Origin of the sequence: Bacillus changyiensis, from assembly GCF_027706145.1 — a bacterium.
Classification (GTDB): domain Bacteria; phylum Bacillota; class Bacilli; order Bacillales; family Bacillaceae; genus Bacillus; species Bacillus changyiensis.
The window spans coordinates 800,478-815,928 of record NZ_JAQFWW010000002.1; the positions used below are offsets into that span (position 1 = coordinate 800,478).

The window sequence follows — 15,451 nt, forward strand, 5'->3', positions numbered from 1 at the left end:
AAGGGGATGTTCATCATGAAGATTGGGATTCCAAAAGAGATTAAAAATAATGAAAATCGTGTCGCTATTACCCCAGCTGGTGTTGTGGCACTTATCAAAAATGGGCATCAAATATTAATAGAACAAGGCGCTGGTATTGGAAGTGGTTTTAACGATGCTGATTATCGAGAAGCTGGTGCAACAATTATTCCGCAAGCCCGCGATGTCTGGGCGAATGCGGAAATGGTGATGAAAGTCAAAGAACCGATTAGCTCTGAATATGGTTACTTCCGTAAAGGTTTAATCCTATTCACATATTTGCATCTAGCTGCCGAACCTCAGCTGGCGAAAGCACTGATAGACAGCGGTGTTACTGCAATCGCATATGAGACTGTCGAAGTCAACCGAACCCTACCATTACTAACACCAATGAGTGAAGTAGCTGGACGAATGGCAACACAAATCGGGGCACAATTCCTTGAAAAATCAAAAGGTGGAAAAGGGATTCTTTTATCAGGTATCCCAGGAGTAAAACGCGGAAAAGTCACAATCATCGGCGGTGGAACAGTTGGTACAAATGCAGCCAAAATGGCCATTGGCCTCGGTGCAGATGTAACCCTGATTGATGTAAACGCAGAGCGGCTGCGCCAGCTTGATGATCAGTTTGGTAAAGATATTCAAACGCTAATGTCTAATCCACTTAATATCGCAAATGCTGTGAAAGAATCCGATCTTGTAATTGGTGCTGTCTTAATTCCTGGTGCAAAAGCGCCTAAATTGGTGACAGAAGAAATGATCAAGTCAATGTCACCGGGTTCCGTTGTTGTTGACGTTGCAATTGACCAAGGTGGTATTATCGAAACCGTTGACCAGATCACAACACATGATAACCCAACATATACGAAACATGGTGTTGTTCACTATGCCGTCGCAAATATGCCTGGTGCCGTACCACGTACATCAACAATCGGATTAACAAACGTAACCATTCCTTACGCAATCCAAATTGCCAACAACGGGGCACAAAAAGCGGCTGCTAACCAGCCAGCACTAGCTCTCGGTGTCAATGTTGCCAATGGTGAAATTACTTACCCTGCTGTCGCCCGTGACCTTGGCTATCATACAGTAACTGTCGAAGATGCGTTTCGAAAAGTGCCAACTGTTTAACAATAACATCACCCTTTCTATCTGGTCGATAGAAAGGGTTTTTTTGCTTTAGTGACAAAATTGTCATACCGATGTAAGGCAAATCGATAGTTTAAGATCATCTAAACAGAGTAAAGTTTTTTAAAAAGGAGGTCGCAACATGAGACTTTTTGAACTATTGCTTCTTTTGTCAAACATCGGTTTATTTGGATTAACAATGATAGTTAAAAAAGGTGGACACAAAGTCAAACTGCTTCTCATTGCAAGCAGTTTGAGCACGGTTTTGTTGACTATTCACCTGATAACTGAAGGATACAGAGTACAGCTTATCTTTCTATATTGTATGAGTTTTTTCTTTTTAGCCATTTCAGGTTATCGATATTTTAAAAAGAACGCTTATCGAAAAATACCAAGGTTTATATTAGGTATAATTTATACGCTAATGGCGATCATGCTCATGATATCAGCCGTATGCTTATACGCATTCCCGGTTTTTGAGCTACCTGAACCAACAGGAAAGTACCATGTAGGGACACAAACTTTTCATTTCGTTGACAAAAAGCGAGAAGAACTATTTGATCAAACAAGCAATAGAAAAAGAGAATTAATGGTTCAAGTATGGTATCCTGCAAAACAGCCAAATGGAAAGCCTGCTCCTTTTATAGCTGAAGGTTCATTGCTGAAGGAAGAACCGTTATCCAAAACATTCGGACTTCCTGCCATTACAATGGATTACTTGAAATACATTCCCACCCACTCTTATGTAAGTGCCAAGATTTCTACAGAAAGCCGGTCTTACCCGCTCATCATTTTAAATCACGGCTATCAATCATCGAAAGTTTACCATACATCACAAGCCGAAAATTTAGCTAGTCATGGTTATATTGTTGCTTCTATTGATCATACATATAGTACGTTTGCTACCGTGTTTCCAGATGGACGGACAGCAACAATGAAAACAGATATAAACCAGATAGCTGAAACAAACTACCGTGATCGAGTAGGAAAAGTTTGGACAGATGATATCACATTTATCATCGATCAATTCGAACGAATCAATACCGGAAAAATTCAAACTCCGTTCAAAGGAAAACTGGACCTGCAGCATATCGGAGTATTGGGACATTCTTTCGGTGGTGCTGCATCATACGACGTTGCTTCTGATTCGAGAATTACAGCAGGAATTGATATGGATGGCGGTCTTTACAATTATCATCGTCATCCGCGGATGACAAAACCATTTATGTTTATGTTCTCGGACATTACATTTAAACGCTTCAATGAAGTCCGACAACATCATGTTTACACAGATGAAGAAATAAAGGAAATGGGAGCTTCCAGAGCCGAAATTGACAAAGAAAAGAAAGATGCCGAATTGGAGATCGAACATTTCAAACATGTAGCACATCACGGCGGTCACATCTTATATTTAAAAGGTTTGACGCACTATAACTTTGCTGATGTTCAGTTCCTTACCCCGGTATTACAGCACACAGGAATAACAGGAGATATCGATCCGACAAGATCCACTTCCATCGTGAACAAGTATACATTAAGTTTTTTTAATCAATATTTAAAAAACAAAGACGACCATCTGCTTGATCGGGCAATTGATCAATATCCGGAAGTCAAATTTGTCACTCCTCTGTTTAAGAAATAAACAATGCCCGGGCTTTTGTCTGGGCATAAAATCTCTAACATACTAATATGATGATTGATAATCTATGTTCTAAAATGAGTGGAGTGGATTCAATGCATTATTTCATTGGAAAAAATCAAGATAATCATGCGCCTATTTCTAATGGCAACTGTTTAGCTTGGATTCAACAATATGATGTCGGTTGTCGCCCAGTAGATAAAATCAGCCAACTATTTTTCAAATACTTTGATATGTCAAGTTCCCTTTTGGATAATCCGGGATCTTATGTTTTAGTAAAAGATCACAATGAAAAAGTCTGGTATGATCCTTATGGAATCGTTCAAGAGAAATTAGGGCAAATTGGTGAAATTGTGTCACTTGATCATACACGATATGTAAACGGTTTTGGCATCTATGAAGTCGTTTCACATAAGGGAAATACAGTTGTCAGAACAAAAACTTGGGCTCCTCCCAACCGAAATGCTATAATTCGTTCCATTGAAGTCAAGACCCTCCGTAGCAACTCATCGAAAGCAACCATCTATCCTGTCGTACACCTTCAAAATATTGTCCAAAGAATCAAGCACACCTTTATATCGCGAATTTCTGAAAATCAATGGCTTACAACGACCGTTTTCCCTGTTGAGAAAGCGATCTCCGGAAATATCGCAAAAGCTGTCACAGGCAGTCAGACAACCATTTTTGAACATAGTCTACTCCCTGTCCCATTGGTCTTTACAACCCCGACTCAACACATTCCAAGCCGACAATTTAGTGAACCTATCTATCAAATATTTGCCGCAGGGACTTCAAAAGAAGCGGCTCTAGAAGAATTAGCGTCTGTTCTAAAAGACATCAGAAAAAGTGAACAAACAACAATGCAGGCTTGGCAAGCTTGGCACAAACAAACAATCGACATTGGTCCACTCTCTCCACAACTCGACTATTTCTGGCGGGTTAGCCATACATTAGCAAAAATGAGTTTGCAGAGTGATGGTACCCCTATCATCATTGGTTTTAAACCATACCAAGGAAATGTCTGGATTCGCGATAGTTTATGGATTACAACCACATTAGCGCTGGCACACCATCTAGATGATGCCGTCAGAGCGCTATATGCCACCCTCAGATATTTGAAAAAGCGTCCAGATGGAAACTTTTACTTCGCCTATAATGTTGTGACTCGTTTACCAAATGAACATGCATTTGAAAATGATACGACAGGGCTTATTTTATACGGAATATGGCAAGTGTGGTCAATGGTTAGAGACGATCGGATCATACATGATTTGTGGCCAGTCATTAGCCAGTCAACCAATTGGATACTAGCAAATCGGGATGCCAGCGGGCTCATTCTTCCAGATGCAGGAATTTGGGAAACGTTCGGGCCCCACTTAGGAGAACGTTTTGAACATATGACATGGACATCAGCCATTTCAGCATTTGGCTTAATGAAAGCTGCGGAAATGGCTGACAAGATGTCTAAACATGAAAAAGCCGCTCAATTTAGACAGGGTGCCGTTCAACTCATTCAGGCGATCGCAAAACATAACGTCCATAATGGAGTTGTCACTCGCTCAATGGAAACATCATTATTAGATTCATCTGTAACCCTATTTTTCTCTGAGTTTCCCATTTTCCCAACCCAATGGTTAAAGCCGACTTTGGAAGCCATTCAAAAAAGACTGGAAGACCCATTGCTCGGTGGGATTTGGCGACACGAAAGTTTAACAACCGAAGAAGGCGACCTAAAGCCCTGGACTGGACCGACTTTTTGGGTAGGGGAAGCCTTTTTAATCGCTCATCATCAACATGAAGCCTGGAAATATTTTGACCATAATTATCAAAATAGTGCGTTTTGCGGACTTTTACCGGAATTGTTATATAGTAGAGGCCGACCAAGAGGAATTGCAATGCCTAGTTATTCTCAGTCAGGTGTAATTCGTTCTTTATTATTGTATCGAAACCATTTCGAGAATAAACAAGACGCTAAACACAATCTATAGGTTGCCTTTGCCTGAAAAAAAGCTGCCGAGATTTTCTCGAGCAGCTTGATTTCGCTTGAAGTAGAGCTATCTAATTGTCATCACCCGAGGAGAAATCTGTTGCCCATTTGGTATTCTCACACCATCTTCAAGTCGATCTCCCCCACCTTTAGGCATACTAGGCCCATCTATATCCCGAAAAAACAATGGCAAACCTTCAGCCAAAAGCAGCACTTGATTTGGATTTTGTCTTTGATGATGGATGTGCAAATGTGGTTCACTGCTCATCCCTGAATTCCCTGCTCGAGCTATTGGTGTTCCTTCTTTTACAACATCTCCCTCTCTCACTTTCATGGAATCCTGCTTCAAATGCGCTAATACTAAATAAGTCCCTGTTTTTTCTATACGAATGAACAGATAATTTCCTAGCATCGATTTGAATTGATGTGCACCTGGTGTAATATCTTTTTCTCTATCATATGCACCTACAATAGTGCCTGATATAGGAGCTACAATTTCAGCTCCATAGATTCCATAGTCTTCAAGTCTTTGACTGTCGATGACGGCCGGCTTTGCAAAGATATCATAGGCCCACCGTTCAGCAGGCAGCCACACATGATAGTTATCCTTTAGTGTATCTCCACCCCAAGCAATGATCGCTGGTTGATGAAAAGGTGAGCGAATGGATACAGCTGGTTTTACAGAATGTGGATCAGCGGGATATGCAATCTGACCTATTCCCAAAAACCAGCCGCCAGGCCATGCTGAAACAAGAGAAATCATTAATAAAATACAAATATGTTTACCAATTGAGCGTTTCTTAAATACTCTGATCAATATCACAATGAAACAAATGGTAAACGAAACAACTCCAGCTATACCAAAAACCATTAACCCCCACCAAGCATATGGTCCTGCTTCTCTTCCATAACATAAAACCGTTCCCCATAGAAGCATCAAAACGACTGCAAAAACAATTGAAATATGTTTATTGCGAAACACGATTATTCCTCCATTTATCTGTTTTTATCCATCATAAAAGGAGGCTCTTACTTTAAATGAAAGAAATCCTTACAACTTCATTAAGATTTTTCATACCTTGGTATTGAAATCGTGAACACCGTTTCAACTTCATTGCTGATGACATCTATTGATCCTGAATGGAGTTTTGCGATACTTTGCGCAACTGCTAATCCCATCCCCTTTCCTCCTGTATGTTCATTTCTTGATTTTTCTCCGCGATAGAATCGTTCAAAAATATACGGCAGATCTTCTTTGGCAATAGCTTCGCCATAATTGATGATGTTGATGATGACATTTGATTGCCTTAATAGAACTTCTACTTTTATTTTCTTGCCTGAATTCCCATAATGAATACCATTGCTGATGACATTTTGTAACAGTCTAACAAACAGACTGATATCTGCATGAATGTATAGCTTTTCATCCTGTATGTCTAATGCAAATTGGATTGAGTCTTTTTCCAATTGGGGAATGAAATCGATCATAACTTGCTCAATTAACCCCTTGACACTTACTTTTTCCATTTGAATGTTAATATTTTTATAGTTGAGATTAGCATATTCAAGCAAATCATTGACTTGATTTTTCAAATTTTCGCATTTTGCTTCTAAAATTTCGATATAGTCATGACACAGGCTAGGGTTGTCTAGATTGAGTTTAGCCAATTCTATATATCCAGACAGAGATGTCAGCGGGGTTCTTAAATCATGTGATATATTGCTGATCATTTCATTTCTAGCTTGTTCTGATTGTTTTTGTTTCTCAAGAGAATCCTTGATCGTTTCGACCATTAAACAGATATTTCGAGAAAGTTCTCCAACTTCATCATTGGTTTTGATTTCAATCAAGCTATCAAAATTCCCTTTTTTCACCGAGTTGGCATAAGCATTAAGCTGTTCGATGCGCCTAATGATTGTTCGAGAAAACACCATAAATGTGATCGTTGTGAAGATGAGGAATACGAGAAAATAAAGAAATGTATATTGTTCTTCTATTCGAGCTAAATCGTGATCACTTAAATCGAACAGTTTCGATAAGATGATTTGAAAAACAACCATCATAAGCGATGCACAAATGATACTGAAGATGAATATCATTAAAAACTTAAACTGAACGCCTTTTAATAGGTTAATTTTCAATCTTATAACCAACTCCCCAGACATTTTTAATGATTTGATCATCCCTTATTCCATCATTCAATTTTTCACGTAGCCGAGCAATGTGTACCATCACTGTGTTATGGCTTTCAAAATATCTTTCCTTCCATACACTCTCAAATATTTCCTCTAACGTATATACACGATTTGGCGTTTTTGCCAAAAGTAATAAAATCTCAAATTCCGTTTTTGTTAGTCTAAGCTTTTCTCCATATAATGAAACATCTCTGGATTGTTCATTCATTTCTAATCCACGAATCCGTATGGTTTGGTCGATAGCGTTCGTTATGTTTTGGTTGAAAAACATGTATCTTCTTAACTGAGCTTTTACTCTAGCCAGCAGTTCGACAGTGCTGAACGGTTTGATGATATAATCATCAGCTCCAACACTTAAACCAACGACCTTGTCTGTATCCGAATCCTTTGCACTGAGCAGGATAATTGGAATACTGCTCTTTTCTCTTATTTTCCGACAAACTTCTATTCCATCTATCCCAGGCATCATAATATCAAGTATGAGTAAACAAACATGATGTGTTTCCATTAGACGAATGGCCTCAAAACCATCACTTGCTTTCAAAACATGATATCCTTCATTCGTTAAATTGATGTCAAGCAATCTGACAATATCATCATCATCATCAACTACTAAAACTGTTTGCTGAGTTGTCAATTGATTCACTCCACTCTATGCTGTAGATCTTACTCATATTTTAGCACCTTATCATAAGAACCATAAGATGAAAAAAAGCTGTAAAGAAGTCGATTCTATTCACTTTTAACAAATGTTACTATATCAAGATATGGAGGCATTACTGTCAGGTAACCCGAGGATTTCGGCAATTTGTGATACCTGTCCAGTAGTGAAGATAAAATTTCAACGTGATGACGACAAAGAAAAAGCTATGAAAAGGTGATTTTTCTAGTATTTCAACGAAGTATATATCTCTTTGCTTGTTTATCAGATATTTGGCTTTTAATTTAGTGACGTATACTTTACTATTATGTTGTGCTACAATAAATATAAAATATATTTTTGAGAATAAAATTCGCAATACACATGAATACAATTGATACAAAAGAACATAATATAAAACAAAAAGATCGAAGATGCTATCAACATCTCCGATCGGCAATAGAATAGCTCCTGTAAGGGAGTCGGCTTTTTCCAAAAGTCTAATTTTGAGTAGGAACGCTAAGATGTGGGAGTCTGGGGCGTTCTTACTTTTTTTTATTCAAAAAACTATGGGCAAGCGACAGAATTCCTACAATCAGGATTCCAAAAGAAATCATCAATTGAATTGCGCTTTCCACAGCCATGATCTCACCTCCCCTCTTTCAGAACTGGAGGCTTTATAGGAACTTTATGAAAAACACAAGACCCCAAGCCTAATAGGAAGAGTCAGCTTATTAAGGCTCTTTCACCTAAGGTTTCATCCCATTTCCTTTTTAGAAGACAGTACACGAAAGTAATAACTAGGATTCCTCTTCTTATTTGCTTCTGTTAGCTTTGGAAAAGCTCATCCGTCATGTTGGTTATATGGTTTGTCGCCTAGAAGGAAAAAGCCATGCTTTCAATCTTTTATTATGTTATATTCCATTGGTGAACAGCCTGAGAAATTATAAAATGTTTCTCACTAGAAAATTTCATGTATATAGACTTGTCAACGATTGATTGAAGCTGTCCCAATACTTTTGCGAATTCATTAAAAACACGTCTTTCATGAGATCAACAGCCTGATGAATATTTCTTGATTTTATTAGAAAAACCTTCCCTTAAAAGCGACACGACTTTTTATTGCATATATTGAACAGTCGTAGTACACTTGAGTTAACTTAATTAAATTAATTTATTAAGTATGTCTGATTAATTAGGAGGAGTTATGAATACAGTAGCCGCTTTATCAAAAGAATTTCACTCCATTTTCAATACATCAAAGACTCCTAGAGCCTTTTTTGCACCTGGAAGAATCAATTTAATTGGAGAACATACGGATTATAATGGCGGTCATGTTTTTCCTGCCGCTATTTCATATGGCACATATGCACTCGGTCTGAAACGTGACGACCAAAAAATTCGCTTCTACTCAATGAATTTCCCTGACATAGGGATGATTGAATGCGAACTGACTGATTTAACCTTTAATCAATCACACAACTGGGCCAATTATCCAAAAGGGATGCTATATTTATTAAAAGAAGTTGGGAAACAAATTCTCCACGGTGCTGATATTTTGTTCTATGGGAATATACCAAATGGTGCAGGCCTCTCATCTTCAGCATCGATTGAACTTGCAACAGGTGTTTTGTTAAATGAACTGTTCGAGCTGAAAATGGAACCTATATCGTTAATCAAGCTTGGGCAAAGAGTTGAAAACGCATACATTGGTGTGAACAGCGGAATTATGGATCAATTCGCAATCGGTATGGGTAAGAAAGACCATGCCATCCTCTTAAATTGCCAAACATTAGACTACAAATATGCTCCATTTACCTTAAATGAGCATGTCATGATCATTATGAATACAAATAAGCAACGAACATTGGCTGGATCTAAATATAATGAAAGACGAATCGAGTGTGAAAAGGCATTAAGTGATTTACAAACGACACTTTCTATCAGTAGCTTAGGTCAATTAACAACTGAAGAGTTCGAGAAACATCGACATCTTATTCAAAATAAAGTAAACCAAAAACGGGCAAAACACGCTGTATATGAAAACGTTCGAACATTAAAAGCACTGGAAAAGCTTCAACAAGGTGACCTGACAGCTTTTGGCATCCTCATGAATGAATCTCATCTATCATTAAGGGATGATTATGAAGTAACCGGTCTTGAGCTTGATACGATTGTCCAGACTGCCTGGGAACAAAAAGGGGTCTTGGGCGCGCGTATGACCGGAGCTGGATTTGGCGGCTGTGCAATTGCCATTGTTGAGAAAGAAGCGGTTGAAGATTTCAAGAAAAATGTAAATACCATTTACCAACAAACAGTCGGTTATGAAGCATCGTTCTATACAGCCGCAATTGGTGACGGTGCCAAAGAAATTTAGAGATGAGGTGTTTTAAATGAGTGTATTGGTATTAGGCGGGGCAGGATATATTGGATCACATGCTGTCTACCAATTAATTGACAAAAATGAGAGTGTTGTTGTGATTGATAATTTTGATACTGGTCAAAGAAACGCCCTCCATCCTGAGGCTGTTTTCTATGAAGGGGATATCCGTAATATCGACTTCCTTCGTTCTGTCTTTCAAAAAGAAGACATTGAGGCGGTCATCCATTTCGCCGCTCATTCCCTTGTTGGCGAGTCAATGGAACATCCTCTCAAATATTTTGATAACAATGTGTATGGAACACAGGTATTACTGCAAGCGATGATTGAACATGACGTGAAAAATATTGTGTTCTCATCAACTGCAGCCACCTATGGTGAACCTGAATCAGTACCGATTACAGAAGAAATGCCAACAAGTCCGACTAGTACTTACGGCGAAACAAAACTGACCATGGAAAAATTAATTAAGCGAACTGCTGAAGCTCATGGAGTCAACTATGTTTCTTTACGTTATTTTAATGTAGCTGGTGCAAGAGAAACCGGGGAGATCGGTGAAGACCACCATCCTGAAACACACCTTGTCCCCATTATCTTACAGACAGCTTTAGGTCAGAGACCTCACATCACGATTTTCGGAGATGATTATGACACTTCTGACGGAACATGCATCCGTGACTATGTCCATGTTGAAGATCTGATCGACGCCCATTTATTAGCATTAGAATACTTGCAAAATGGTGGCAAAAGTGATGTATTCAACCTTGGCAGCAACCAAGGTTTTTCCGTCAAAGAAATGATTCAGACAGCTAGAATGGTTACTGGGAAAGAAATTCCTACGCAAATCGGAAGGCGGAGAGCTGGTGATCCAAGTATTTTGATTGCCTCGTCTGACAAAGCAAAAAAAATACTCAACTGGAATCCATCTCGGACTTCTGTAAAAAAAATCATTGAAGATGCTTGGAAATGGCATTCATCACATCCAAACGGCTATGAAAAGGGAGTGTAACCGTGATTTACAGAAACATCGAGAGTCTCATTCAAAAAGCAGTTGCATTAAACTTAATTGAATCCGCTGATGTGATTTATACCCGAAATCAGGTCATGAATCTATTAAAACTAGATTCATTTCCTGAAGAAGTCGGCACTATTCGTGATGAGTCTATCCCAGATCTGCTCGAAAAAATAGTAGCCTATGCTGTTGAGCATAACTTAGTCAGTGAGACGATCAGTGACAAAGAAATATTATCTGCAAATATCATGAACTGTTTTGTCCCAAGACCATCGGTTGTCCATTCAGTTTTCAACCAAAAATATAAGGAATCACCTGTTGCAGCAACATCATATTTTTATCATCTTAGTGAAAACAGCAATTACATCCAAACAAAACAGATTGCAAAAAATATGAAATTTAAAGTGGATACCGCTTACGGTCAAATGGACATTACGATTAATTTATCAAAACCAGAAAAAGATCCTGAACAAATTAAACGAGAACGTGCTCTTAAGCAAAACCACAACTATCCAAAATGTCTTTTATGCAAGGAAAACGAAGGATACACTGGACGGCTTGGCTACCCGGCACGGGCAAACCATAGAGTGATTAAGATTCCTTTACTCGGAGAAAATTGGTTTTTCCAATACTCTCCATACGCTTACTATCACGAACACAGCATTTTATTCTCTGAAGAACATCGTCATATGAAAATTGATGAGCATGTCTTTGAAAGGTTACTGACCTTTACAAAAAATTTCCCTCACTACTTTATTGGATCAAATGCGGATTTACCAATTGTCGGAGGCTCTATCTTAAGCCATGATCATTATCAAGCCGGGTGTTATGAATTTGCGATGACACGGGCGGATGCTGCTTTCTCATTTCAGTTAACAGCTCATCCGGATATTGAAGCTTCTGTCTTAAAATGGCCAATGTCTGTTATCCGTTTAAAAGGAACAACATTAAGCAGTCTTTCCAAGGCGGCAAATGACATTTTTACGACTTGGCAAACATACTCTGATGAACTAGCAGATGTCGTCGCATTTACAAATGGTACACCACATAATACAGTGACCCCAATTGCGAGACATCGCAACGGTATCTTTGAAATCGATCTAGTCTTGAGAAATAACCGAACAACAGATGAACATCCGCTCGGACTTTTTCATCCACATGCTGATGTTCACCACATCAAAAAGGAAAACATTGGATTGATTGAGGTAATGGGCTTGGCTGTCCTGCCTCCTCGTTTAAAAACTGAACTTACGGAAATAAAAAAATATCTGCTCGGTCAGCCAACCGAAGTCAAAGCCTATCATCAAACATGGGCAGAAGAGCTCAAAAGTAAGTATGGAACACTTACGAACGAAGATCAAGCAGAAGAGATGTTACGTCAAGAAGTTGGTAAGAAATTTGTAAAAGTACTTGAAGATGCCGGAGTATTTAAAGAACACCAAGCATTTATGCGCTTCATTCACGCTATTAATCAGAAATGACATTTTGTTTGTTGCTCCCCATAAGGTAGACAGATACCTTATGAGGAGTCTTTATGATTAAAAGAGATTGATTCGGTTGAATGGCTAACCACTACATATTAGATAGCGAAATTGGAATTGTGGCATTATCCCACAACATACTGATAGTAGCTGACATTCGCTAATTCCTTTTAGAAAAAAAACGACAAAACAAGTGGAAAAACGCCTTGTTGCATTTTTGACAGCCCCGCTATCATGGCATTTTTTAATAGACAGTGCTAGACTAGAAACTAAAATAATCTAGTAATGTTATACATAGATTGAGGATTATGGATGTTAAGGAGGCGTTTATGAAAAAGTATGTTGTTATCGCTTTATGTACAGTGATGGTTATCGCTGGCGTTATTTTTGCTGTGATTTATAAAAACAAAGAAGAAAGTGATGCAAGTCATTTTCCGTTAACTACCCAGCAAAAAACGATGATTAAAAATGCAAAGAAGTCAGGTCAGGATTTGTCTGACGTGGAGGTTGACACGTTTACCATTGGTCAAGGAAAACGATTACTCAATAAATATTTTAAAAAACGCAACTTGCAATATAAAGTTGGATCGAAAAAGTATATCGAATTTCTAGCTAGCATTGGTGAAAGCAGAGAATATCAAAAAAGGCCTGAATTTACTATCATCGATTCGTATGCCAGTGTTTATCTATCCGAGCTTCAAAAAGCTAACCCACTATTCTTTAAGTTTCATTTGAAGCGATCAACTTTGGATAAAACGATTAAAGAAATTCGGCTTGAACATAACGAATAAACTAAACGCTGATGAACTTATGGATGTCATCATATTTACAAATAGTGCACCACATCATACAGTTACCCCTATTGCAAGAAATCGCAATGATATCTTTGAAATTGATCTAGTCTTGAGAAATGAATATCCACTCGTACTTTTTCCTCTACATGCTGATGTTCACTACATCAAAGCGTAATCGGCTTAGCTTCCTGCCTCCTTGTTTACAGACTGAACTGATTTGCTAGTTAACCCACCGGAAGTCAATGCCTACCATCAAGCAGAAGAGGTTTTTGTAAAAGATGGGGGCCTGAAAGTAATGTGCATGAATGAACGTCAGGGAATTTGCTCGCTTTTCGCGGGCGATCCGCGAGCCTGCTCGAAGCTCGTTCTTTGCTCCTACGGGGTCTCGCAATCCCCCCTGATCCATGTTGCTAAAGGACTTTTTAGACAGCCCAGTATTTATCATGTGATTAACATAATTAAATAGGCTGAATGATGATTTCAGCCTATTTTTTTGATTGGATCAAATAGCTCTACCAATAGTAATGAAACTGCCCCTAATAATGTTGCATCATCACCAAGTTGAGTCACCGTCACCTTTGTTTGTCTAGCTTCAACAGTTAAAGCGTTTTTCTGGATTGTTTCGATGATGGTCGGCATCATGAATTTTTCACTTTTCATGACCCCACCACCTAAGACAATTTTTCTTGGATTTACAAGATGAATGAAGTTTGTTAAGCCGATTCCAATGATATGACCCGTTTCATGAAACAGATCGACACAAGCTTGATTACCTTTTTCTGCCATGTCAAACAAATCTTTAGCCGTAAATCGACTATCTTTCAACTGATGCCTTCCTCGTCTGGCAATCGCTGCTCCACTCACAAATGTTTGCAAACAGCCACGATTTCCACATTCACAAATCTGACCATTCATATCAATGGTCATATGCCCAAACTCTCCGGCAATTCCATGAGCCCCATAATATAACTTCCCATTGATCACAACACCTGCCCCAACACCTCGCCCAATATTAACGACAGCCATACTAGCAATATCACCATGGCCACCAAACCATGATTCACCTAATGCCATTGCGCGAGCATCATTTTCTACCTTTACCTTTAAATCAAAGTCTTTTTCTAGCTCCGCTTGAATAGGTATGTTTTTCAAATTTAAATTAGGGGCGATCAGTGACATTCCTGTTTCAGTATCAACGACCCCGTGCATCGCGATTCCAATGCCGATGATTTTTTCTTGATTTACTTTAGACAAATCTAAAATTGAACGAATGACATCCTTTAAAACTTCAATAAACTGCTCACCAGTAATCGGTTTTTTGAGTAGACAAGATGAACGCTGAAGAATATCACCTGATAAATCAGTTAATACACCTTCCACCGCTTCAGGCCCCGCATCAACCCCGATCACATAAAAAGCACCTGTATGAATGTGCAACATTGTTGGTTTCCGTCCCCCGCTAGAGTGACCTAATCTACTTTCCTTCACTAATCCTTGGTCTATTAGCTCTTTCACAATGCTGCTGACTGTCGGAGGCGTAATTTTCGTTTCCTTCGCAATCTCTGCTCTCGATATCGGCTCAGCTGTTCTAATCTTATTCAAGATGATCGATTTATTAACTGATTTCATTAATTGAAATGTACCACGCTGCATAGGGAATCCTCCATTTTAAAACTATCATAAGATTGATTGTACCACAGTTAATAAATTAAATTAATAAACATTTATTTACTTGTCTTAAAAATAGATCGTTTATAGATGTTTAGCTGCTACAATAACACTAAATGAATAAAATGAGGGGGAACCTTGCGTATATAAAGCATTCATGTTTAATCTCTCTTACCATGATAAAAGCGTTTTCTTTCAAGAATCTCTTGAACATATTGAAACACTTCCGTTATATCTACACCTACACCAATTTCAAAAGCTAATGTTAAGGAGGGGGTATATCTTTTATTTTCGATTGAAGTCATCGTTTGTCTACTAACCCCAGCTTTTTCAGCTCATTTCCTTTGCGTCATTCTTCGCTCAGCTCTTCATACAGTCATTCGATTGGTTAAATGTCCTGTTTGTTTTTGCCCCCATTCATGTTCTCTTCTTTCAACTGGTAAAGCAACCTTTACATATTATATAAATCAATTTTACTTAATGGTTTTGTGAAATCCAAATATATTGAAAC

General features: G+C 38.5%; 14 protein-coding genes. 8 read left to right on the top strand and 6 right to left on the bottom strand.

Going from position 1 to position 15,451, the window contains the following annotated elements; genetic code table 11:
* Positions 1-15 precede the first annotated feature (15 nt).
* The 3 genes from ald (at position 16) to PDT38_RS11190 (ending at position 4,770) form a co-directional block, all read left to right on the top strand.
* Positions 16-1,146, top strand: a complete 1,131-nt coding sequence (gene ald, locus PDT38_RS11180; RefSeq protein WP_270801483.1) for an alanine dehydrogenase — start codon at positions 16-18, stop codon at positions 1,144-1,146.
* A 139-nt stretch (positions 1,147-1,285) separates the two neighbouring features.
* Positions 1,286-2,785, top strand: a complete 1,500-nt coding sequence (locus PDT38_RS11185; protein WP_270801485.1) for an alpha/beta hydrolase family protein — start codon at positions 1,286-1,288, stop codon at positions 2,783-2,785.
* A gap of 92 nt (positions 2,786-2,877) precedes the next feature.
* Positions 2,878-4,770 carry a glycoside hydrolase family 15 protein gene (locus PDT38_RS11190; protein WP_270801487.1) on the top strand — a complete coding sequence of 631 codons (1,893 nt, stop codon included), beginning with the start codon at positions 2,878-2,880 and terminating at the stop codon, positions 4,768-4,770.
* A 66-nt stretch (positions 4,771-4,836) separates the two neighbouring features.
* Here PDT38_RS11190 and PDT38_RS11195 read toward each other — a convergent pair whose 3' ends face one another.
* The 4 genes from PDT38_RS11195 to comI all read right to left on the bottom strand — a co-directional run bounded on the left by PDT38_RS11195 (position 4,837) and on the right by comI (position 8,249).
* The gene (locus tag PDT38_RS11195) at positions 4,837-5,751 is read right to left on the bottom strand and encodes a M23 family metallopeptidase (protein WP_270801488.1); all 915 of its coding nucleotides are present in this window, start codon (positions 5,749-5,751) and stop codon (positions 4,837-4,839) included.
* 80 nt (positions 5,752-5,831) lie between these two features.
* Entirely contained in the window at positions 5,832-6,911 is a 1,080-nt protein-coding gene (locus PDT38_RS11200) for a sensor histidine kinase (RefSeq protein WP_270801489.1), read from the bottom strand.
* A complete protein-coding gene (locus tag PDT38_RS11205; RefSeq protein ID WP_270801491.1) occupies positions 6,901-7,602 on the bottom strand; it encodes a response regulator transcription factor in 702 nt (233 codons plus the stop codon). The genes PDT38_RS11200 and PDT38_RS11205 overlap by 11 nt, the downstream gene beginning before the upstream one ends.
* A gap of 548 nt (positions 7,603-8,150) precedes the next feature.
* A complete protein-coding gene (comI, locus tag PDT38_RS11210; protein ID WP_270801494.1) occupies positions 8,151-8,249 on the bottom strand; it encodes a competence inhibitor ComI in 99 nt (32 codons plus the stop codon).
* A 563-nt stretch (positions 8,250-8,812) separates the two neighbouring features.
* Between comI and PDT38_RS11215 the strand changes: the two genes are divergently transcribed.
* The 5 genes from PDT38_RS11215 to PDT38_RS11235 all read left to right on the top strand — a co-directional run bounded on the left by PDT38_RS11215 (position 8,813) and on the right by PDT38_RS11235 (position 13,447).
* Positions 8,813-9,982: a galactokinase gene (locus PDT38_RS11215; protein WP_270801496.1), complete on the top strand. Its 1,170-nt coding sequence runs from the start codon at positions 8,813-8,815 to the stop codon at positions 9,980-9,982.
* 16 nt (positions 9,983-9,998) lie between these two features.
* Positions 9,999-10,994 (top strand): UDP-glucose 4-epimerase GalE, encoded by a 996-nt coding sequence (gene galE / locus PDT38_RS11220; protein ID WP_270801498.1) that lies wholly within the window; start codon positions 9,999-10,001, stop codon positions 10,992-10,994.
* A gap of 2 nt (positions 10,995-10,996) precedes the next feature.
* Complete coding sequence (gene galT, locus PDT38_RS11225) at positions 10,997-12,478, top strand: UDP-glucose--hexose-1-phosphate uridylyltransferase (protein ID WP_270801500.1); 1,482 nt, start codon at positions 10,997-10,999, stop codon at positions 12,476-12,478.
* Between the two features lie 329 nt (positions 12,479-12,807).
* Positions 12,808-13,269 carry a hypothetical protein gene (locus PDT38_RS11230; protein ID WP_270801501.1) on the top strand — a complete coding sequence of 154 codons (462 nt, stop codon included), beginning with the start codon at positions 12,808-12,810 and terminating at the stop codon, positions 13,267-13,269.
* A complete protein-coding gene (locus PDT38_RS11235) occupies positions 13,253-13,447 on the top strand; it encodes a hypothetical protein (protein WP_270801503.1) in 195 nt (64 codons plus the stop codon). Before PDT38_RS11230 ends, PDT38_RS11235 begins: the two co-directional genes overlap by 17 nt.
* A gap of 305 nt (positions 13,448-13,752) precedes the next feature.
* On the opposite strand, the gene PDT38_RS11240 is transcribed toward PDT38_RS11235, so the two are convergent.
* Positions 13,753-14,925, bottom strand: a complete 1,173-nt coding sequence (locus tag PDT38_RS11240; protein WP_270801505.1) for an ROK family transcriptional regulator — start codon at positions 14,923-14,925, stop codon at positions 13,753-13,755.
* Positions 14,926-15,101: 176 nt separating this feature from the next.
* Complete coding sequence (locus PDT38_RS11245; protein ID WP_394356253.1) at positions 15,102-15,245, bottom strand: hypothetical protein; 144 nt, start codon at positions 15,243-15,245, stop codon at positions 15,102-15,104.
* Positions 15,246-15,451 lie beyond the last annotated feature (206 nt).

Coding starts and splice junctions, on each gene's coding strand:
- ald (WP_270801483.1), top strand. CDS start 16: ATGAAGATTGGGATTCCAAAAGAGATTAAAAATAATGAAAATCGTGTC.
- PDT38_RS11185 (WP_270801485.1), top strand. CDS start 1,286: ATGAGACTTTTTGAACTATTGCTTCTTTTGTCAAACATCGGTTTATTT.
- PDT38_RS11190 (WP_270801487.1), top strand. CDS start 2,878: ATGCATTATTTCATTGGAAAAAATCAAGATAATCATGCGCCTATTTCT.
- comI (WP_270801494.1), bottom strand. CDS start 8,249: ATGGCTGTGGAAAGCGCAATTCAATTGATGATTTCTTTTGGAATCCTG.
- PDT38_RS11215 (WP_270801496.1), top strand. CDS start 8,813: ATGAATACAGTAGCCGCTTTATCAAAAGAATTTCACTCCATTTTCAAT.
- galE (WP_270801498.1), top strand. CDS start 9,999: ATGAGTGTATTGGTATTAGGCGGGGCAGGATATATTGGATCACATGCT.
- PDT38_RS11230 (WP_270801501.1), top strand. CDS start 12,808: ATGAAAAAGTATGTTGTTATCGCTTTATGTACAGTGATGGTTATCGCT.
- PDT38_RS11240 (WP_270801505.1), bottom strand. CDS start 14,925: ATGCAGCGTGGTACATTTCAATTAATGAAATCAGTTAATAAATCGATC.
- PDT38_RS11245 (WP_394356253.1), bottom strand. CDS start 15,245: ATGACTTCAATCGAAAATAAAAGATATACCCCCTCCTTAACATTAGCT.